Annotated in this window: 24 protein-coding genes; 4 read left to right on the top strand and 20 right to left on the bottom strand. The window is 53.4% G+C overall.

The window, feature by feature from the left end:
• Positions 1-863: 863 nt before the first annotated feature.
• The 10 genes from AB7M26_RS22525 to AB7M26_RS22480 form a co-directional block, all read right to left on the bottom strand.
• Entirely contained in the window at positions 864-1,277 is a 414-nt protein-coding gene (locus AB7M26_RS22525; protein ID WP_454238992.1) for a hypothetical protein, read from the bottom strand.
• Between the two features lie 98 nt (positions 1,278-1,375).
• Positions 1,376-1,825, bottom strand: a complete 450-nt coding sequence (locus tag AB7M26_RS22520; protein WP_429386254.1) for a hypothetical protein — start codon at positions 1,823-1,825, stop codon at positions 1,376-1,378.
• Between the two features lie 107 nt (positions 1,826-1,932).
• The gene (locus AB7M26_RS22515; RefSeq protein ID WP_429386251.1) at positions 1,933-2,142 is read right to left on the bottom strand and encodes a hypothetical protein; all 210 of its coding nucleotides are present in this window, start codon (positions 2,140-2,142) and stop codon (positions 1,933-1,935) included.
• A 17-nt stretch (positions 2,143-2,159) separates the two neighbouring features.
• Positions 2,160-2,330 (bottom strand): hypothetical protein, encoded by a 171-nt coding sequence (locus tag AB7M26_RS22510; RefSeq protein WP_429386249.1) that lies wholly within the window; start codon positions 2,328-2,330, stop codon positions 2,160-2,162.
• Positions 2,330-2,677: a phage baseplate plug family protein gene (locus AB7M26_RS22505; protein WP_429386247.1), complete on the bottom strand. Its 348-nt coding sequence runs from the start codon at positions 2,675-2,677 to the stop codon at positions 2,330-2,332. Before AB7M26_RS22505 ends, AB7M26_RS22510 begins: the two co-directional genes overlap by 1 nt.
• Complete coding sequence (locus tag AB7M26_RS22500; protein ID WP_429386244.1) at positions 2,674-2,880, bottom strand: hypothetical protein; 207 nt, start codon at positions 2,878-2,880, stop codon at positions 2,674-2,676. Before AB7M26_RS22500 ends, AB7M26_RS22505 begins: the two co-directional genes overlap by 4 nt.
• Before the next feature lie 54 nt (positions 2,881-2,934).
• Complete coding sequence (locus AB7M26_RS22495; protein WP_429386242.1) at positions 2,935-3,444, bottom strand: hypothetical protein; 510 nt, start codon at positions 3,442-3,444, stop codon at positions 2,935-2,937.
• Between the two features lie 83 nt (positions 3,445-3,527).
• Entirely contained in the window at positions 3,528-3,680 is a 153-nt protein-coding gene (locus tag AB7M26_RS22490) for a hypothetical protein (protein WP_429386240.1), read from the bottom strand.
• 801 nt (positions 3,681-4,481) lie between these two features.
• Entirely contained in the window at positions 4,482-4,868 is a 387-nt protein-coding gene (locus tag AB7M26_RS22485; protein ID WP_429386237.1) for a Rap1a/Tai family immunity protein, read from the bottom strand.
• A 434-nt stretch (positions 4,869-5,302) separates the two neighbouring features.
• Positions 5,303-5,620, bottom strand: a complete 318-nt coding sequence (locus AB7M26_RS22480; RefSeq protein WP_429386235.1) for a hypothetical protein — start codon at positions 5,618-5,620, stop codon at positions 5,303-5,305.
• 148 nt (positions 5,621-5,768) lie between these two features.
• Here AB7M26_RS22480 and AB7M26_RS22475 point away from each other — a divergent pair, with 148 nt between their 5' ends.
• Positions 5,769-6,536 (top strand): hypothetical protein, encoded by a 768-nt coding sequence (locus AB7M26_RS22475; RefSeq protein WP_429386232.1) that lies wholly within the window; start codon positions 5,769-5,771, stop codon positions 6,534-6,536.
• 8 nt (positions 6,537-6,544) lie between these two features.
• Here the strand turns inward: AB7M26_RS22475 and AB7M26_RS22470 are convergent, their stop codons facing one another.
• From AB7M26_RS22470 to AB7M26_RS22460, 3 genes are all read right to left on the bottom strand, one after another.
• Complete coding sequence (locus AB7M26_RS22470; protein ID WP_429386230.1) at positions 6,545-7,510, bottom strand: alpha/beta fold hydrolase; 966 nt, start codon at positions 7,508-7,510, stop codon at positions 6,545-6,547.
• Between the two features lie 122 nt (positions 7,511-7,632).
• The gene (locus tag AB7M26_RS22465) at positions 7,633-8,067 is read right to left on the bottom strand and encodes a YqaA family protein (protein ID WP_123496824.1); all 435 of its coding nucleotides are present in this window, start codon (positions 8,065-8,067) and stop codon (positions 7,633-7,635) included.
• Positions 8,067-8,513, bottom strand: coding sequence for a DUF411 domain-containing protein (locus AB7M26_RS22460; RefSeq protein WP_123496822.1), 447 nt, complete (start codon positions 8,511-8,513; stop codon positions 8,067-8,069). Before AB7M26_RS22460 ends, AB7M26_RS22465 begins: the two co-directional genes overlap by 1 nt.
• Positions 8,514-8,965: 452 nt before the next feature.
• Here AB7M26_RS22460 and AB7M26_RS22455 point away from each other — a divergent pair, with 452 nt between their 5' ends.
• A complete protein-coding gene (locus AB7M26_RS22455; RefSeq protein ID WP_008069187.1) occupies positions 8,966-9,496 on the top strand; it encodes a hypothetical protein in 531 nt (176 codons plus the stop codon).
• A 49-nt stretch (positions 9,497-9,545) separates the two neighbouring features.
• On the opposite strand, the gene AB7M26_RS22450 is transcribed toward AB7M26_RS22455, so the two are convergent.
• Complete coding sequence (locus AB7M26_RS22450; protein WP_123496820.1) at positions 9,546-10,541, bottom strand: aldo/keto reductase; 996 nt, start codon at positions 10,539-10,541, stop codon at positions 9,546-9,548.
• 117 nt (positions 10,542-10,658) lie between these two features.
• Between AB7M26_RS22450 and AB7M26_RS22445 the strand changes: the two genes are divergently transcribed.
• The gene (locus AB7M26_RS22445; protein WP_123496818.1) at positions 10,659-11,585 is read left to right on the top strand and encodes a LysR family transcriptional regulator; all 927 of its coding nucleotides are present in this window, start codon (positions 10,659-10,661) and stop codon (positions 11,583-11,585) included.
• Here the strand turns inward: AB7M26_RS22445 and AB7M26_RS22440 are convergent.
• The 5 genes from AB7M26_RS22440 to AB7M26_RS22420 all read right to left on the bottom strand — a co-directional run bounded on the left by AB7M26_RS22440 (position 11,574) and on the right by AB7M26_RS22420 (position 18,686).
• Positions 11,574-12,536 carry a GNAT family N-acetyltransferase gene (locus tag AB7M26_RS22440; RefSeq protein WP_123496816.1) on the bottom strand — a complete coding sequence of 321 codons (963 nt, stop codon included), beginning with the start codon at positions 12,534-12,536 and terminating at the stop codon, positions 11,574-11,576. The genes AB7M26_RS22445 and AB7M26_RS22440 overlap by 12 nt on opposite strands.
• Positions 12,536-13,825, bottom strand: coding sequence for a phenylacetate--CoA ligase family protein (locus AB7M26_RS22435; RefSeq protein WP_185022124.1), 1,290 nt, complete (start codon positions 13,823-13,825; stop codon positions 12,536-12,538). The genes AB7M26_RS22440 and AB7M26_RS22435 overlap by 1 nt, the downstream gene beginning before the upstream one ends.
• A gap of 63 nt (positions 13,826-13,888) precedes the next feature.
• Positions 13,889-16,291, bottom strand: coding sequence for an aldehyde dehydrogenase family protein (locus AB7M26_RS22430; RefSeq protein ID WP_123496813.1), 2,403 nt, complete (start codon positions 16,289-16,291; stop codon positions 13,889-13,891).
• A gap of 1 nt (position 16,292) precedes the next feature.
• Positions 16,293-17,423 carry a LuxE/PaaK family acyltransferase gene (locus AB7M26_RS22425; RefSeq protein WP_123496810.1) on the bottom strand — a complete coding sequence of 377 codons (1,131 nt, stop codon included), beginning with the start codon at positions 17,421-17,423 and terminating at the stop codon, positions 16,293-16,295.
• Positions 17,424-17,444: 21 nt separating this feature from the next.
• Positions 17,445-18,686, bottom strand: coding sequence for an MFS transporter (locus AB7M26_RS22420; protein WP_429386222.1), 1,242 nt, complete (start codon positions 18,684-18,686; stop codon positions 17,445-17,447).
• 564 nt (positions 18,687-19,250) lie between these two features.
• Between AB7M26_RS22420 and AB7M26_RS22415 the strand changes: the two genes are divergently transcribed.
• Positions 19,251-19,439, top strand: a complete 189-nt coding sequence (locus tag AB7M26_RS22415) for a hypothetical protein (protein ID WP_007901365.1) — start codon at positions 19,251-19,253, stop codon at positions 19,437-19,439.
• A 19-nt stretch (positions 19,440-19,458) separates the two neighbouring features.
• Here the strand turns inward: AB7M26_RS22415 and AB7M26_RS22410 are convergent, their stop codons facing one another.
• A complete protein-coding gene (locus AB7M26_RS22410; RefSeq protein ID WP_123496806.1) occupies positions 19,459-19,830 on the bottom strand; it encodes a fe2+ zn2+ uptake regulation protein in 372 nt (123 codons plus the stop codon).
• Between the last annotated feature and the right edge of the window lie 47 nt (positions 19,831-19,877).

Here is a 19,877-nt window from a genome sequence, read left to right as displayed (position 1 = left end):
TGTCAGGATTGCTGGGGGATTGGCTTTTGTGTTGAAAGATTTACGGCATGCACTAGAGCAGAATGCAGAAGGGCGAGCCTTTGCATGAGCTTTGCCGCAATTACGGCAAGTGCAGGTTTTGGCGGACATAGAAATACCTCCATCGGGATGGTGAATTGATTCATTTGGGGTTTGGTGTAGCAGAAGGTGTTGCTTGTATTGCGATGAGAGAGAAACAATTGCTGTTCCCCTACATGTATATATTACCATGGACCCCTTAGTTGTAAACCCCTCCAAGGGACAATTAATCAATATCTATGCCAGATATATACTAATGCCGACGAACGGTAGTGGTTGCTGTAAGTCGGCTAAGCTTGTTAGTCATAGTATTGCGAGTATCCAGACTCTGAAGGATCACGCCGTAGTGTTGCTCGTGGTTCAACTGGTGGCCTAGATTGTTTGTTCAACGCCCATTGCTCACGAGTAGTTAACCTTGGCATTCCATCTTGTGTGTCTTCTTGCGGGCGTTCTGATGCGTCAAAGCTTATATTCAGAGCTTCTATAAGCTCCATAGCGATGCGTACACGCTCCTGTAAGGTGATTGCACTAGCGTGAATGCCGAGAACTGCTAGCACACCTTGTAGAGCGCTATGGGGGTCATAGATGTTATGAGAGTTGCTATAAGGGCTATTCATGTTAACTCACTGTCTGGCGTGCGTCGGGTCTTAGAGTCTGCACAAGACTCCACTTGAATACGCACGGAGCAGAGCAGAACTTACCTTTAATAACGCTAGCACCTAGACGACGGGTGCAACATTGGCAGTTTTTCATTTCTTGGATTCCTCTTGTGGTGGGGTGTATTGGTGTTGTTCTTCAACCTTGAATCAAGGCTTAGCCTCTTTGGGCTTTTCGGTGTTTGGTCTTGGCTTGTAGATAATGGAAGTTGGTTCTGTTCTGGTCTGAGTTCCGAAGTTTGGAGCCTCTACCTTGACGTTGACGTTTCCAATCTCCATACGGGAATGGTCATTGATCGTTGTGTTGCTAACCTTTCCAATATTCACTTGAGCCCTACTTACATCGCGTAGCACGGTTGCTGTTTCCTGCTGATAGTCTTGAAGCTGTTTGCGAATGAGCAAAGCCTGCTGAGTAATCTTGTAATCAGCCTCTTGTCTCACAGTCTCAATCTGTTGAGCAGTGCAGGAGTGTTGAACGAGCATGAGAAATGTAAGAACCAACATTCCGAAGTGTTTACGAAACCAACGGATACAGGCCGCTAGAATCTCTGACAGACTTCGCATGGTCCTAGGTTCCTTTCTGTGGTGGGTGAGCCTTTCGGCTGTATTGAAGGCTCTATATGAGCCTGTACGGCGTGAGAGCCAGCCTTGCGGCTAAGCCCTTAGACGTTAGGGGAGGCGGAGCTTGTACGAGCTTGGCGGGGCTTAGCTTTCGTTTGAACAGCAGAGCCAGAGTAAGAACGTGTGCGTGGGATTGGCTGGTACATCATTTCAATCTCTTGCATGTAGGATTTGAAACGAACAGGGCCACCGCCACTGTGAAGCTGTTCAGCTCGTGTGAAGTGGCTACTACGATCACACAGGCGATTGGCGATGATTTCCAATACCCTTGCGTCACCAGAGAAAGCGGCAACGATACCGATGGATGTGTTAAGCCAGAAGTAGCGGAACTTGTAGGCTTCAGAACCTAGGCGAATCTTGAGGACTTTCTTCAGGTCGTAGAAGATTTCAGAAATGTCTTTGCAGCCTACCAAACGATAAGCAGCGTATTTGTCTAGGGTTGGGTCAGCGACTGCATTGATGTAGTCGGGTAGTGCTCTTGCTTTGGACATTGAATGTCTCCTTGAATTTGGGGGTGGGGGAAATTTTTCCCAGACCAAAAGAAAAGGCTCAGAGTTGTTAAGCCCTGAGCCTTGATAGAGTTGGGCGTGTTGCTGTGTTAGATGGTTGAAGCTCTGAGAGCATTACGAATCGCCAGAGCGGTTAGACGCTCGTGTTGGGCAACTGTCATAAGCTCTTCAGGATTGATTCCGGGGATGTCAGGCATGAAACCAGCTTCCTTGTATTCCATCACCAGAGTATCAGCTGCATTAGCAATATTTTGGATTGCCGAGATTTTGTAAATGATGGAATGGGAAGTGTGATTCACGCGTTCATATCCTTATGTCAGATTGCTTCGAGAATGTTGGTAGTGTATTGCACTGTAGCTTCTAGAAGATCAAGTAAACCGTCACGCTGTTCTGTCAACAGGCTTACTTCATCTGCCAGTTCTTGCACGCGAGCAGACAGAGCTGCGTTCTGTGCAATGTAAATGGCTAGGTCAGAAATGTTTTTCATTATGCTGCGTCCTCCACGTCGTAGACGTAATAGAGTTTGAAGAACTCGGGAACTACAGAAGATTCTAGTGTAATAGAAGAGGCTACCGCGATGTTCACAGGCATTAGCTCAAAGTGCCCACTCAGGCCGACAGACTCTAGTGTTGTATCTGCAAGCATTGGGAATTGAGACACTAGAGCGTATCCCAAGATAACTGGTGTTTGATCTTCTAGGCGGATATCCATAAGCCACTGTGTGGCTCGTTCGTTCCAGTAGAATTTGAACTGAAGAGAAACGGTTTCAAGGGATGCACTGTAGCGATAGCTCAAGTCAGAGTGCAAAGGCAGTTGAACGAATACGGTACTCATGCTGCGTCACCAACAACGAGATTTGTAATCTCACCCTTGATTACACGAATGTCACCACCCATGCCGTGGGCAATGGTGATGTTTTGGAGTGCCGCCTTGTTGACTTCGTACTGAATAACAGGGCCGATTTCTTTCATAAGCTCTTCTACAGTTCTGGCAGAGGTTACGGTGATTTCAATAACTGGAGTGTCTTGGATTGTCATGTTCATATTTTCCTTGTGTTCTGTGAGGGCTCTATGCGAGCCCATTCAACTTAATTATTTCAGGCCGTGAGCTGTACGGATGTCACGTTCAATGCGGGTACGTTGAGCAGCTTTAGCGGCTTGCTCAGAAGCTTCTTCTTCAGCAATCTGTTTAGCGATAGCAGCTTGAATCTCAACTTCGATTTGCTTGTTAGCAGCCTTCAACATCTTGGATTTCAACTCAGCTTCAGCCTCTGCTTGAATAATCTTCAGTGCTTCGGCGACTAAAGCTTCAGGTTTTGTAAGAACGATGATTTGCACAACACCAACAGACTGTGTAACCACTTCAGACAGCGTATAACCTTCAGACAGCTTAACGGCAAGGTCACGAACCATTGCGTCAACGTAAGGATATGTGAAGCTTTCAAGAGCGCCCATGAAACGTTTACGTGGGTAATCGCCACGAGCGTTTGGCTCAGCACTATAGTCTTCGCTAATACCGTCTAGACGGTTGAGGTATGCAAACGTTGCAGCGTCTTTAGCTTCTTGGATTTGTGCTTTGGTTGGAACGGATTGGATAGTCATTTGATTTGATTCCTTATATGAGAGTAGGGTTTGTTAAAACGAGATTAGTAGGATGAACGCTGTAGCCATGAAGAACGCTTCCATTAGATAATGTCCTCATACAAATCAGCGTATGGATTTTCGTCTTCTTCATCTGGGAGAAGACCTAAGCACTCGACATCTTCAGCTTCAAGAAACTTTTGCACGTCGAGAGTGTTTATGTAAGCTTGCATAAAAGCCATTACTTCAGCATCCATCAACGTGTGCCTCTGAATAGAGCGATGAGGGACGGAGCGCCATAAGCGAACAGACCGATGGATACAGCACATGCAAGCATTAGAGCGAATGTAATCATTGTTTTTGTTACCTTATATTGAGAGAGGGCGTGACTGATGTCACATTGTGTTGCGAGGTATACCAAAAGTGTGCAGGTTGAGAGTCGAGACAAAACAAAGGGGCCAATTTCTCAGCCCCTTCATACCCGCTCTCATTGGTATTAGTGTTGAACTGGCGCTACCGATATCGGGGCCATGCTCTGAAGTAGTTCCGGTTCGACTCTCTCCCGGACGAGAGTTTATGCACACCAGAGAACAACCACGCACCTAGTATGTAAGTCTACTTGTATTTGCCACACTACAAGCGAAGCGTGAGGAAACCTCAACCCATGGAGGGAGTTGATGTTTTGGCGTGGAATAGGAGGCTCTGTTTCGACCACACTACAGAGAAAGTGTTGAAGAGGTTGCACGGCTTCGCGGGCCAATGACCTTTGGTCTTTCAGTTGTGACAATCGCTAAATGGTGACAACAGAATTGAGAATATAACCCGGTGTCTGTCTAGCTACCGGGGGAGCTTAAGGAAGGCCATGAATGAGCCTGACAGAAGACAATAGTGTGTAACCGAGAAGAGACAACTATTGAAGGGGAAATTAGTGTTAGAGTTTTATGTAATCTTTTACTCTACCTTATAGACTATTGTACCATGAAACCCTTACTTGTCAACACTATTGAGTGTTAATTGCAAATCATTTATTTATAAAATGATGAGAGTAGTTTGTAATATTACTTGCATGGGTAGGCGCTGTGCAGTGCGTTTATAGTTAGTAGTGTTCGATTTTCATGCAAGTCTTTTGGGTGCTCGTTAAGATACTTCAACACAATACGCACAGATTGCCCATTGGTCCCTCCTGATTTCGGGAAGCAGGTTTGAGAACTTTTGGGGAGCTGATTATTGTAGTTGATCATCGTATCCCTTACGCCTTCTATGTGTGCCAAGCATTCTCCAAACATCATGCCTTCAAGGACATTCTTAGCACCTGCACCTCTCTCATATATCATCAGTGCTTTGGTACACATTTCAAGCTGCTCATTTCCGCTAGTTTCATCAGCCCTAGCTTCAACAACGCATACGCCAACAAGCACACCAAACAACGCCGTCCATGCATTCATGATGGTTTCCTCAGATTCTGGTCAGTTGATGTTAGCTCAACTACACATCGCGGCAATCTGCCATCCCGGTGAGTTTCTTCTGCTAGGCTCGAATCAGGCTGGCATCGTTTGGCCACTAGAAGGAGAGGTGCGAGATGTTTTATCACGTAGTTTTCAGTGTATGTGCTTCGATTATGGGCATGCCAGCGGCATGCGAGTCAGAGAGGCTGATCGACACAATGTACTCAAGTTTGGTCAGTTGCTACTCTGCTGCTAGCACGGTTGAGAAGACGACTGTCGAGAATCTCAATGCGGAGGCACAAACCCTTGGTATCGGGGTATCTAACATTCAAGTTAAGACTCAATGCCTCACCACGAGAGAGGGAGAGGCGTTCCTGAAGAAATGGGGGCCATCCGCTCTGGTGATTACCGGGAAGAAATACGACTAGCCTCTATCAGTTAGGCTGTTCCTGTCGCTTGCTGTGGTCGCCGTACTGGTAGCCCATGCGTGCGGTTTTCCTCTCACTCTCACGTCTATACATATCGCTCAATGTCCAACGTAGACGCTCGTGCTCCAGCTTCAGAGCTGCAAGCTCTTTAGAGTTGTCTCGGTACATCACGATCAACCCGGCAATGTTCCTGTGCGCCTTGCGTAAATCACGACGAGTCGTCTCTAGCTCAGCTTCTAACAGACAGTTGTAGTGCTGAAGCATTTCGGCATGCGTTGGCATTCCAAGTTCAAAGCCCATGTCGTCTATCAAATCGTCTTTCATCGCGTCATACCGAATACTGTATGTGCATACAGTATATCTGGGCTCGCCAAGCTTCAAGAGTTGTGTCCTTCAGATGGGCCGTTTCGGTTGGCTTTCAGACGAACGACTCAGCTAACATCCGCGACATTGGGCAGGTACAGGTGAAGACATGCAGACGGACAACGCAAAGCAGGGCTCTGGATTGAAGCTGATCAAAACGATAGGGAAATGGGCACTTGTACCCGGCTTGGGGGTTCCCGCCACAAAGCTGGCGGAGAGTTATTACGACGTGTCGTTTTTCAGCTCATCAATGGCTGCGATTGGGGGCTGGATGCTGAGCGTGGGCACTTGGCTAAGCCAGTCCTTCCCGATGCAGCTATGGGTGCTTGTCGCAGTCACAGTCGGTATGGGATTCATAGCGGCAACTGGAATCTGGGGGATCTACGAAGCGAACACAGAACTGAAAGCCACCAAGACGGAACTGAGTAAGGCATATGCGAAAGCGAGAGACGCCAACGTTGAGCTGAACTCTGTAGATGCAAAGCTGAACGCGGCCAACAAAGAGTTGAGTGCTGCCAATTCAAAACTGATCGCCACTCGTAACAAACTGGACACTGCCAATATGGAACTGGTTATTGCCCAAGTGACGATTGCTGACCTACAGGCTCCCAAGGTGCAACCGCTTACCGAGCATCAACGTAGAGCCCTTGCTGCTATCGCGTATTACGACAATTCCGGCGAGAAGTGCTATGTGGTAGACCTCAGTGAAAGGATCAAATTTACGAAGGTTCAAGCGGATGGTGCCGTTGATGTGCTGGTGAAACGCAAGCTTGTTCAGGAGTACTACGTCAACGGCTACAGGATTGTTTCTTTATCTCCAGACGGTCGTGAGTACGTACTTCATCCAGATTTCGACATGTCTTATTTGCCGCTCTGAACGAGGCGTCAGGCCGAGGGAGTCTGGTAGCACCGTGAATCTACGATGTACTGGACCTTTGAAATGCTCAGATCGTCCCATACTGATAAACGAAAGCCCGCCCCGCAAGCGGGCTTTTCTACCTCTATAGCTTGGATGATGTCCTCAATTGACTGCCTGTTACGTGGTCTGTAGGATAATCCCAGCATTGCTGCATGTTGGGTGAAGATCATGTCGTAAATCAGCGCCGAGTTCCAAGCCACCGCTGTTTTGCCTGGCCCTTTGGCCAGGCCCGCGTACATGTTCACCCAACGATCAAACTCCGGCTTCCAGCGGCCATCGTAATAGGTGTTGCGTTGGTAGTCGTGGATACCTTGCGCCGTGACTTTCAGCTCGCGCTCATACCATTGATCAACCGTGAGATAGGGCACGCCAAGAGCTTTCCAGTCTTCCAGGCCGATTGGATTGACCAGGGCCAACTGTTCGACTTGATCGGGGTATTGCAACGCATAGCGGGTGGCGAGCATGCCGCCGGTGGAGTGGCCGAGCAGGGTGGCCTTCTGGATGCCCAGGGTTTTGAGCAGTTGCTGGGTGTTGGCTGCCAGTTGCTGGAAAGTGTATTGATAGTGGTCCGGTTTGCTGGAGGTGCAAAAGCCGATCTGGTCCGGCGCGATGACCCGGTAACCGGCCTCGCTCAGCGCCTTGATCGAGCTGTCCCAGGTCGCGCCGCAGAAATTTTTGCCGTGCATCAGCACCACGCTGCGTCCATTGACCTTGCCTTGGGCGGCAACGTCCATGTAACCCATCTGCAGGGATTTGCCCTGGGACTCAAAGTCGAAGTACTTGACCGTGTAGGGGTACTCGAAACCCTGAAGTTGCGGGCCGTATTCCGGCGTTTCGGCCTGGTTCTGATTCTGGTTCTGGGCGTGAGCGAGAACGGGCAGAGCCGCTGTCAGCAGCAGGCCGGGTAACCAGCGGGAGAGGATGGGCGACATGGGTAAGCTCCACAGGAAATCCGCCGATGCTGGACTGGCATGATTAGGGTGACATTAAACATTAGGTCATGGCTGTAGTGCCGAGCGAAATCATGTGGGAGCGCCGCCATGGCCCTGATCATTCAACCCATCCATCCCAGCGTAGCCATGGCCAACACACCATAGCGGGCGCCCTTGGCGAGTGTCACGATCACCAGGAAACGCCCCATCGGTTCGCGCATGACGCCAGCCACCAGCGTCAGTGGATCGCCAATGATGGGCACCCAACTGAGTAACAGCGACCAATGGCCATAACGCTGGTAGTGCTTTTGGGCTTGCTCGAGATGGCGAGGGCTGACCGGAAACCAGCGCCGCTCGCGAAACCGCTCGATGCCGCGCCCCAACCACCAGTTCAGCAGCGAGCCCAGCACATTGCCCAGCGTTGCGACGGCCAACAACGACCAGAGCCAATCCTGATTGCTGAGCAACAACCCCACCAGCACTGCTTCGGATTGCAGTGGCAGCAGCGTCGCGGCACCGAACGCCGCGAGAAACAGCCCGATGTAGGCGCCGAACATCAATGGGCGGGGTAGTCCGCCACCACCACGTCAGTGCCGTCCTTTTTCAAACCGATCACTTGATAGGCATCGCTCATGCCGTCCGTTTCCATGCCGGGCGAGCCCATCGGCATGCCAGGGGCTGCAACCCCCAACAAATCGTCACGCTTGCTCAAGGCCAGTACTTGATCGGCCGGCACGTGGCCTTCGACGAATTTGCCGTTGATAAGGCCGGTGTGACACGACGCGAGCCGAGGTGGCACACTGTGTTGTTGCTTGAATTGGCTCATGTCGGCTTCAACATGGTCTGCGACCTTAAAACCGTTGGCTTCCAGGTGGCTGACCCATTTTTTGCAGCAACCGCAGTTGGCATCGCGATGAACTTCGATGGGAATCAGCTCGGCAGCCTGGGCCAGGGAAGAGATGAAAAGGGCGCTCAGGGCGGCCAGACGCAGGTGGGTTCGCATGGGGATCTCGTCTCGGGTTGTGGCCAAAAAGATGCATTTTGACCCGTTTACCCAACAAAGAGACAGCGGATTGTTTCGAAGTGATACAGCGTTGGATAAACCCCTGTGGCGAGGGGGCCATGCCAGCCTGTTGCGATCAACGAACATTAAGCACCAGCAAATTGGTTTGCCCGGCACGCACAAATAACTAACCAAGGCGTACATGAGCTTGATTAGTGATATTCGCCAATATCGAAAGATCATGTAGACCAATGAAACAAGACGCTTTCTGGTATGTACCGTAAATGTATGAGAATTGTAAAAAATGGAAATATTTGTTGGTGACGTTAGAGCACACATCGATACTCGCCCGCACCTATCTCGGTTAAACAAGGAACTTTTATGGTCGCCTCACAAGGACGTCTGTGTGTTTTGGATGATCGGCATCCCGTCACGCAGTCGGGAGCCCGGTCATGACAATCGGCTATACAGGCGCATGGACGAGCAAGGCAGGTTTACTGGTCAAGGATACCGGCAGCGGCAAGCCTGTCACCCACAGCGCCAGGGTCAAGCAGATGCTGGCATTGGTGGGAAGCAATCCCAATGCGCTGAATACGGCGAAAATGGATGAACAGAAACTGCACAGGAACATCAAGGGCTTCGACCCGGAAAATGTATCCGCCAAGCAACTGGGCAATCTCAGTGCTTTCTTGAGAGGCAAAGGCCTGATTTCCGATATTACTTCGATGACCTTGCTTAATGCCGGTGACAAGTTTGATCGTTTTGGTGTACAGAAAGACCCGGATGCGAAGTTCAATGCGCTAGAGTATTTCGCCACGCAACTGGACACCATTCAGAACAACAGTATCAAGGGTGACAAGTACGCCGTTGGCCTGATCCCTGAATACAAGACGGCGATCTACGTACTGCAGAACTTGCAAGCTTACGGCAAGGGCAACGGTACGACGGTTCCTAATGACAAGGGCGTTAACGCCAAGGCGTGATGTTTGGCCGCGTTGGCCCGCTCGAACCATCGAACGGGCCGGGCAGCTGTTATCGGTCAAGCAACTTCATGACTTCTTCCGGATAACGCAGGCCTGCCGTGGCATTGGCCGGGAAAATCCCTTCCAGGGCCTGCAATTCTTCGCGGCTCAGTTTCACGTCCAGCGCGGCCACATTTTCTTCCAGGTATTTACGCTGTTTGGTGCCTGGAATCGGAATCAGGTAATCCCCTTGGGCCAAGACCCATGCCAACGCCAGCTGGCCCGCCGTCACCCCCTTGTCGGCGGCCAGGGCCTGAACCTGCTGCACCAGCAACAGGTTTTTTGCGAAGTTTTCCCCTTGAAAACGTGGACTGAAGCGACGGTAGTCGTCGGCTGCGAAATCATCCGGACTTCTCAGAGCTCCGGTCAAAAAGCCCCGGCCCAACGGACTGTAAGGCACAAAAGCAACACCCAGACGCTGGCAAGCTGCCAGGCAGCCGTTCTCCTCTTGGTCGCGGCTCCATAGCGAGTATTCACTTTGCAGTGCGCTGATCGGGTGAACCTTGTTCGCTCGCTCCAGCGTGGTGACCGATGCTTCACTCAATCCCAGGTAACGCACCTTGCCGGCCTTCACCAGTTCTGCCATGGCGCCGACGGTTTCCTCGATGGCCAACTGCGGATCAATGCGGTGCTGGTAATACAAATCCAGGGTTTCCACGCCAAGGCGTTTGAGGGTGCCGTCGATAGCGTCGCGAATGTATTCCGGTCGACCGTTGACGCCCCGTGCACCGGGGTTGGACGGGTCACGGACAATGCCGAACTTGCTGGCCAGAAACACCTGCTCACGCTTGCCGATAATGGCCTTGCCGATCAGCTCTTCATTGGTATGTGGGCCGTACATGTCTGCCGTGTCGAGCAGGTTGATTCCCAGTTCCAGCGCGCGGTGCAAAGTGGCCGTGGCTTCGCGGGTGTCCACGCCGGTGGTGTAGAAATCGGTCATGCCCATGCAGCCCAGACCGATCGCACTCACCTGCGGACCGTTTTTGCCCAGTTGACGTGTTTGCATGAAATCAGCTCCCTGTGAATTGAATCCCATTGTTGACCTCGACAGAAACAAGATAAACCGGCTAAAACTGCTATCACTATTTGTAATTTCTAAATAATCAGCCGGTAAGCCAAAGCAATGGACCGTTTCAACGCCATGCGCGTATTCACCCGAATCGTCGAACTGGGCGGCTTCGCCAAAGCGGCGGACAGCCTGCAATTGCCCCGGGCTTCGGTGACCATTCTGATCAAGCAACTTGAGGCTCATCTGGGCGTGCAACTGCTGCAACGCACCACCCGCCAGATCAGCCTGACGCTCGATGGCGCCGCCTATTACCCGCGTTGCGTGCGGCTGCTGGCGGATCTGGAGGAGACCGAAGCGGTGTTTTCCGCTGCTCACCAAAACCCCAAAGGTCTGCTGCGAGTGGATATGCCGGCGGGAGTGGGACGTTTGATTGTGATTCCGGCATTGCCGCAATTCACTGCCCGGTATCCCTTGATCGAACTGGAAATCGGGTTGAATGACCGGCCTGTGGATCTGATCCGCGAAGGTGTCGATTGCGTGTTGCGGGGAGGCTCGGCCCTGGACGATTCACTGGTGGCAAGGCCGCTGGTCATGATGGACCAGGTCACCTGCGCGAGCCCGCAATATTTGCAACGTCACGGAACGCCTCAGTGTCTGGCCGATCTCGATGGCCACCAGATGGTGGAGTATTTCTCCAGCAGCACCAGCAAGCGTTACGGACTGGAGTTTGTGGTGGATGGTCAGGTGCAGCCGATCGATCTGCCCAAACAGGTTTCGGTCAACAGCGCCGATGGCTATCTCGCCGCTTGCGAAGCGGGCTATGGTCTGGTCCAGACCCCGTATTATCACGTCGCCCGACAACTGGACGAAGGCCGTTTGTGTGAAGTCCTGAAGGCAGTGCCGCCACCGGCGTTTCCGTTGACGGCGCTCTATCCACCGCACCGCCAGTTGTCTCGACGGGTGAGGGTGTTTGTCGATTGGCTGGTGGAGCTTTGCGCGCAGCCGAGCAGTGACTTTTATAGAAAACACTCAAGCGGCTGAGCGGGAACCGGTACGGGCGTCGACGTACCGGTGGGTTCTCGTGGCATTTGCGTTTTGCTGTAAGTCGTCATGCAATCGTTGCATGTGCGCGCAGTGCAGGTTGAGGGGGCGAGACTGGACGCCTCGATGAAACAGGGCGAACCAGCCATTATCATCTGGCGTGGGCATCAAGCCGGTGAAGGCGAAGCCCAGAGCCGAAAAACTGTGCATGTCCCGGGCAAAGTGCCGGGACAGTTCCAGCCGTGCCGAGATCAGCCAGTGCTGGGGTAATTGGCTGATCTGCTCAAGCAAACGTCTGTTCAAACGCCGGATGACAATGTCGAACCGATGCTGATGTTGCTTTATTTGCAAGGGCATCGCGGGTCGTGATGCCTTGTCTTGCCGGGTTCCAAACACCGAACACAGATGCTGCATAAACGTCCGGCAGCTTGCGGGCCAAGGGATGTCGGGGAGCGGGCGCGTGTGTCCATCGATCAGGTGACAGCCCATCACGATGGTTTCCGGAAGTGGTTCAGCGAATGGCGAAGGGACATAATCGGGAAGCAGCCCGGTACTGTGGAAGCCGATTTTGCCTGCCATGCGTTGAGTGTAGGGATGATGGGTCACTTGCTTGATCGAGAGGTTCTTGAGCCCCAGAAAACGCGACTGCCTCAGTAGTTCCAGGCACAGATGGGTCGCGAGATTCTGCCCTTGGGCGATGGGATGTACCACGGTGAGCGCCAATTCCGCGGTATTCGAAGGCGAGTCGCGGCACAGCGCGGCATGCCCGAGCACCCGCGCGCCATCCACGGCCAGTATCGATTGCCAGCGGCCTTCGGCGTTGTGCTGACTGATCATGTTCGGCAGGTAAACATCCGGCTGAGCGTAAAGATCGCCGTAGACCTCTCGAAACAACCGGCTCACGGCATCTGCGTCGGAAGAACGGTAGGGGCGAAATATCAACCGGGTCATTACGCGAGCTCCTGCGAGCAGACGTCATACACTCGCAAATCCCGCACTCGCAATTGTTTGCCCGAGCGAGGGTGAAGCTGCAGGTCTGTGGTTGCGCAGCAGAGTACTCGAAACTCCAGCAGCCCCTCGCGGCTCAGGTCGTCGATGGCAGGGTAGTGGGCAAGCAAAGCTTCACGCAATGCGCGGAGTACCGGCTCGACGGCTTGTGACTGAGGTTCGGGCACCCACTTCACGCTCAACAGATCCTTGGGGCCGGTCTGTTCGATCAGCAATTGCCATTGCTCGCTGTGCGCTACGCGCTGAATGATCTCGTGTATTTCTTCGGTAAACAGCGACAGCACGCCGACTCGTACCCGCTGACTGTGGGCGCTACGCCCCTTGAGGGCGAATTTACGCCTCGGGGTGGCGGTCGGTTCACGCCAACATGCACGGTCGCCCACCGGGTAACGCAGCAGCGGCATGAGCCGGCGTGTCAGATTGGTCTGCACTAGCATTCCGACACGATCGCATTCTTCAATCACTTCACCGGTGTGTTCATCGATGATTTGCAGCAAGGTTTGCTGTTCGAATACCCGATGCTCGCCCAATGCGCAGTCGCGAGTGCTGGCCCCTATTAGCCCCGCGTCTACGCTGGCGTAGCCGATAGAGGCAATACGGGCGTTGGGGAATACTTCGCCGAGGATTGCCAACTGCGGGGCAAACAGGCTTTCGCCGCCATACAGCAGCGTCTCGACCCCGCACAACACACGCCGATGCTGCGTCAGGTAGGCCGCGAATCGAAGCAACTGTGCGGGCACCCCGGCCAGAACATTGATTCGATGTCGTGCGATCGCATCCGCCAGTACGTCCGGTTCGATGTCTCCGGTAAACGGAAACTCACAGATGGATCGTCCGACATGGGCCAGGGAATCGTGGACAAACAGAAAACTGGCGTAGAGATCCCCTGAAAAGAACAGATTGGCGACGCGGTCGCCATTGTTCAATTGAGAAGAGAGACTGTTTCCGAATGTACTGACCAGTGTTTGCCATTCCTCGTAGGAGTAAACCGCAAGTTTCCCCTGGCTGGTCGAACCTCCGGTTTTAAACACCAACGCGTCATCAACATTTCCCGTCAAGACCGACCAATGATTCAAATCATTGCTGCCGGTCCAATAATTGGTCACATTGGTTAACGGTAAATCTTTTAACGTAATACCTGTGGTGGGTAAATGTTTCAGATGCGCGCTGTAGTAGTTTGAGTGTTGTCGTACAAAAGACACGAGTTGTTCGAGCGAATGAATTGATTTCACTGGATTCTCTTTTCTAATCAGGCGTTTTGGTTTGAAAAACACGGTCGTTGAAACGTTCTGTTTTTATATTCTTCGATCGACAATCAGTGGGACTTTTCCGCTGTGTTTGTTTCGTATGAATTCATGTTCAGCGCAGGCGGTAACTTCGACAATTAACAGGGCCGCGGCTGTGGCATTTGCCAATGCTTCATGGGTCAGCAATTTTTCTCGTACCCAGGCGGTATCGGCATCCGTTCGAACCTGCATTCGTTCGACGCCACTGGCGGTGTAATCCAGAACAACTTGAATGGGGACTCCTACGCTGTGTTCCAGCGCCGAAGGCGAGATGAACTCCGTACCAATCCGCACCAGCTTGCCGTGCCGCTGCAGCAGTTCGAATCGCGGCGTTTCCAGTCCACAAGGGCAGGCTCCGGGGAGCCAGCGGCCGGTGTCGCCGATGTCATATCGGTGAACGCGCTGACCTTGCCGGGCGCGGGAGGTAAATAGCAGACGGCCGATCTCATTGGCTTGCACCGGCACATCCTGTTCGAACTGGATGATCTCCAGATACTGGGTTTCGCACATCAAGTGGAACACGCCGTCCGCGGTAGCCCGGCAGGCATGACCCAGTGGGCCTGCATCGACGGATCCATAGAGAGCAGAACGAATCGTCGACACTCCACAACTTTCCATCAGGTGTCGACTGGCCTCGCCCGGATGCTCGCCGCCAAGGAGCACTTTGCCAATACCGGCATAGTCGCGAAGTCGGGCCTGCTCCTTGAAAAACAGGCGATGCAGCGTACTGGGCATGCCAATCAGCACGGTGACTCGTTGCTCCACGATCAGTCGGGCGATTTCGCTGAAGTCGTCGTCCTGGGGAGCCCCCATAGGCAAATGTGCAACGCCCATCTGTTCAAGAATGCTCGAAAAGCTGAAAAAACCACCGTACAGGTTCCCGCCATAGAACAGGTTCATCACCCGGTCCTGTGACGGATCGAGCCCGACAGCGAACATGCCATCAGCCGCGGCGCGCATTTGTCGTTGGAAGTCTCGGTAGCTGAAACCTGCCAGGGCCGGAGTGCCGCTGCTACCGCCGGAGCGAAAATACAGCTGTGCCGTGGTGCTGATCGGCTGGGTCGTGAAGGTGTCTTTGTCCATGATCGGGCCACGGGCTGTGTCAGGGGCAGGCGGCACCGGGTCGAGCGTTGAGCGGCCAATCGAGACATCAGCGGCCAGGCTCACGGAGAGGCGGCGACTCAGACGCGACAGCGCATAAACACCATCGTGAGGCTCGCCGGCGTAGCCATCATGAATCGTCTGGCAAGGAGCAATGCGCGTGACGCCGGCATTGACCAGTGTACGAACAAGCTCGGGTGTCGCTGCCGGGGAAGCTATCAGTGCGCAGCTTTGCAGGACGTTTCGCCAGGGCAACAGTGATTCGGCAAGCAAGTGCTGTGGGACTGGCTTGAGCAGCACTGTACGAAACAGCGGCGACGGCGCGAGCGTCTGATGATGCTCCCAGATGACACGCCACCCGGAGCCGGTCCACACCTGGCCGGTCTGATGGGTAAAGCACTGATCAAGCTGCGCCATGGCAGTGCGTGTGGTGATTTCCGAAGCTTCCTGATCTGTCGGCATTAGCGCAGGCCACTGTTGGGCGCGACGTTTGAAGGCTTCGGCCAGACGCTCTCCGAGGTCGTGCAGGACCGCCGGATCGTTGCTGTCCACCAACACCCATTGAGGGCTGGAGCACGCTTGTTGATCCAGTCGACAGACTTCATCTGCCAAGGCATCGAGCGCGGCGGGCTCTGCCGCTTCAGGTGACAGATAGGCGAAGCTGATCTTGTGCCCCCAATCGATCCAGCGGCATCCCACAGGAATCTGCTGACGAATCGCCTTGAGCGCTGCGACACCACCCCAGGCCGATACTCCGTCTGCCGTGGCGCAAAGTTGAGCTATCCGTGAGGTGTCAACCGGCAGTACTGCTACGAATTCGGCCAGTCTGCCGCTGCTGTCGCATTGCACAAGGGCGGCCAGCAACTGTGCGGTCAACCCCTGATCGCTGGCACTGGGGCGCAACCAGTTGATATTGCCGGCCAGCAGGCTTTCGAGTATTGCGCAGAACGCCAGTAATGGCGCATTGCCTGGGGTGATATGCACCACCAAGCCTAATGGATGCCAGCTTTCGAAACATGGCTGTCGATAGTCGATACGTCGCAGCGAACGCGGTTGCAGGCCCAGCTCTCGCTCAAGTTTTGTGCTCAGGTTGCTGCGCTGGCAGAAATCGATCAGCCCCTGATACTGCTCATCGTCAAGGGACAGATCCTGGCTACGAGATTGCAACTTCGTGGCAAAGCGCACAGCAGACTCGATAACGGTCTCACTATCGATCGGTGAAGAAAGCAGCCGGGGCAATGGTTTCTTAAGGAGTTCGAGGGCACTTTCCGGGGTGATGTCATCACGCAACTGGCCATTGATCAGGTACATATCAAGCGCCTCCGATCAGTTCGGAAGCGGCCATGGCACAACTGCGACTGGCGGAGGTGCCGGCACGGCCATGGAGCTCGAACCAATCGGTTGGCAGACCGCATCCGCAACTGGCGCCAGGATGTAATGTTGCCAGATCGCCCATGACCACGGCATGGGCAGGGCTTGACGAAATGTACGGCGAGACGAATTCCAGCAAGCCGCGCTTGCCGTATGGCTGGACAGTGAAATCGGATGGGTTACGCACGAAAACCTTCGAATAGATCGGTACATGAAAATGATGGTGGGCACACTGGATATAAGGCACTGCATGTTCTACGGCGCCATAGCCGTCCCGACAGCGGGGCAGGTCGATACCCAATTGCCGATGGATTCGGGCATACAATTGATGCAGGGGAATCTCCTGTGCCGCCTGGGTTTTCCAGCCTCCCCCCAGAAACACCAATGATTGGGCAGGCAACTGCAAATCAGCCACGCCGGTGTCTTCCATGCATTGAAGGGCATGGGAAAGGAACGCCGGAAAACCGAGAATGCGAACGGGCAATCCTTCCTCGGCAAATTCTTGCAAGGCTCGAATCACACCAAAAAGATCGAACTCATGACCTTTGCCAGTGAGGCGCAAGCCGTAAGCGACACGGTTGACGGGGGCGTAGCTGCAAAGAAACTGATCGGTATAGGCAGTGCCCAGGGTGATGGCGGCCTCGGGCTCATAGCTCAGGAGCAGATAGTTGCAGGGGCTGGCCGGTGTATCCCAGCCGTAATGCCGGAAAATGTGGTTCACCATGCCTTGTGCCGCGGCCATGCTGCGATGGTCGTAGCGCATGCGACTCTTTTGGCCGCTGGTGCCGGATGATGTCAGCTCCAGCGCGTCTTCGCCTGTGGGACCGAACACCAGATGACGTTTGAAGTAATTGGCGAAAATCGGCGGCAACCTTGACCAGTCATCCAGCGTCTCCAGGGCGTTGGCATCAAGATCATTAGCATTCAACCAGCGTTCGTATCCGGGTGTGTGATGACAATGAAACAGGCTGATTTCGCTCATGGCCCGGTCGAACAGACCGTCCGGCACGGAATCCAGGCAATAGGGTTGCGTTAACGCACAAAGCGCATCGGTATGGGGTAGATGGATCATCAAAAGACCTACTGGTTGGTGTCAGATCGCAAGCGGGAGGTGAGAACGACGCAGAAACAGTCTCAAGGGCGCCAGGCACAATAGCCCCATGAGACAGGCCATCAGAGCGAAGGCCTCAAGGCTGTCACCGGCACCCAGGGCTGCGATAATCGAGCCACCACCACCCATGACAGCGATGGAGATCATGCCGATCGCGGCTGAGACCAGCCCTTTACTGTCATCGCTGGAAAACAGCGCGAGCCGGTACAGCGCGGCGTTGCTCATGCCAAGACCGATGGCGTAAAGCGACAGGCAACTGACCAACAGGAGCGTCGAGGCACCGGTGAAAGTGATGGCGGCCAATGCGATGAGCCCACCGCAAAACGGCCAGAGCCCGTATCGAATCAGTTGGGGCAGTTCAATGTTGGCAATCAATCGGTTGAGTATCAGATTGCCGAGAATGACTGCCGCAAATACCGGGATCTGCCACAGGCCGTACTGCAGGGTGGAAAGTCCCTGGTTCTGGATCAGCAAGAGAGGTGCCAGCCCGATCCAGGCAATCAACGGCAGGCTCATCAGTCCCAAGGCGACGGTGGCGCGCAGGAATTGCGTGTTGGTGAGCAAAGCGGCGTAGCGGCGCACCGTGCCGCCCCATTCAAAGGGTACGGCAGCCAGTCGTTGATCGTCCTGACGCAAGGTGCCCACCGTTTCCGGCATGTACCAGTAAAGCCCCAACCAGACCATCGCACCGCCGACCCCTAACAGTAAAAACAGCTCCCGCCAGGAGAGCCATTCCAACATCAGGCTGCCGAGCAAAGGACCCAGCAGCGGCGAGAGCAGTGCCACGTTACCCAGCAATGCCATGATCTTTACAGCGTCGGCTTCACAGAAGACTTCTTGCAGGGCTGGATAACTGACCGCGATGACAAATCCCAATCCCATGCCCTGAATCAGGCGCAAACCATTGAAGACAAAGATGCTCTGCACGTAAAACGCCGCAGCACAGGCTAGAGCGAATACCGCACAACCGATGAGCAGCATTCTGCGACGACCGAAATGATCGGACAGCGGACCGATAAGCCATTGCAAAAGAATGCCCCCTGCCAAATAAAGATTGAAGGCGTAGGGAACATGACTCGCACTGGCATTCAATTGATGGGTTACGGTCAACATGGCCGGCATGATCATATCGCTGGCCATATAAGTCAGAAGTTCAAAAAGAGTGATTGCAAGGCAAAAGCCAAGGAGTCGAGGCGAACTTATATCTATTAACGGTTTGTGCATGATGTTCCTGTTGATGCCGGAAGTCTGATAAGACGGCAGAACAAGAATAACCATGGCCCATGAGGATTTTCATGTGCTTATTTGAGGCAAAAAGCTTCACTATTTTTCATTGTGTGTCTGATTGGGGTTTTCAGGAAAAAGAGACTGGAAGTTCGTAATAAATCCTCTGCACGAAAAATGCCCGCTATAAAGCAGACATTTATACGGAGGTTTGAGGGGTAAGTTTTTGGTGTTGGCGAATAAGTCGGTTATATAACCGGCCAGCCAATGTTATCGAGGCTGATTATAACTCGGCGCGCCATGGTCATAATGACGATCGCCATGCCAGCCGCCGTGGGGGAAAACGATGCAGCCACTCAGGGTCAGGAGAGCAAGCAAGGGAATCGGCTGTGTGATTCGACGAAACATTTCAAAATCCTCATGGTTATCGCCGCAATGAAGTCAAATTTCGTCATCGGCTGTAACATACGACCTCGCTTGCAGCCCCTCATTCCCGCAGATCGGTAGTGGCTTGGCATGCAATCGAATACAAGTCGGATACATTTTTTGGTTCAGGAACCCGCAATGACCCAGTCGCAACGTTTGAAATACTCGATACTGATTTCCCTGGTGGTACTGGGGATCATGTTCGGCCTTTCCTGGCTGCAAAATGCAGGGATCATCACAGAGCAGCTGTTCCAGTACATCGCCATTGGCGTGGCGGTGCTCGTGGTGGTGATCAATGGCGTGATGCGTCGCAAGGTCAAGCCTTGAGCGACGCCCCATGGCCGGATTACTCGTTAAACAGGACGGCGGCAGCCTGTGGATGCAGGCTGTAGCTTTTGTCCGGATTGAGGGTGATCACGCCTTCACCGCATAAGCGTTTCAACACTTCACGGACACTGAGAAAGGACAGGGGAATGTCCAGGTCCAGCAAGTGACTGTGCACGCCACGCACACCCAGGCTGCGGTCGCTTTGGGCGGCCGTCAGCAAGGCGTCGATCACTTTCAGGCGAATCAGACTGGTTCGCAGGCCAAAGCTCTTGAGCAGAAACCTGATCCGTTCGTTGCCGTGGCGTTCGGCTGGTTGATTGAAAACGCCGGAGCCCAGGGTGCTGGCCTTTGGCGCATGGCTACCGTCCGTTGGCAGTTGCGGGTTGTACATGCAAAAACTCCTTTTCAGAGCCTGATCAGGAAAAATGTGATGGGTGC

This window comes from Pseudomonas sp. F-14 TE3482, from assembly GCF_053629455.1.
Note: the sequence above shows the minus strand (reverse complement) of the source record. Positions and strands in the feature narration are given on the sequence as shown.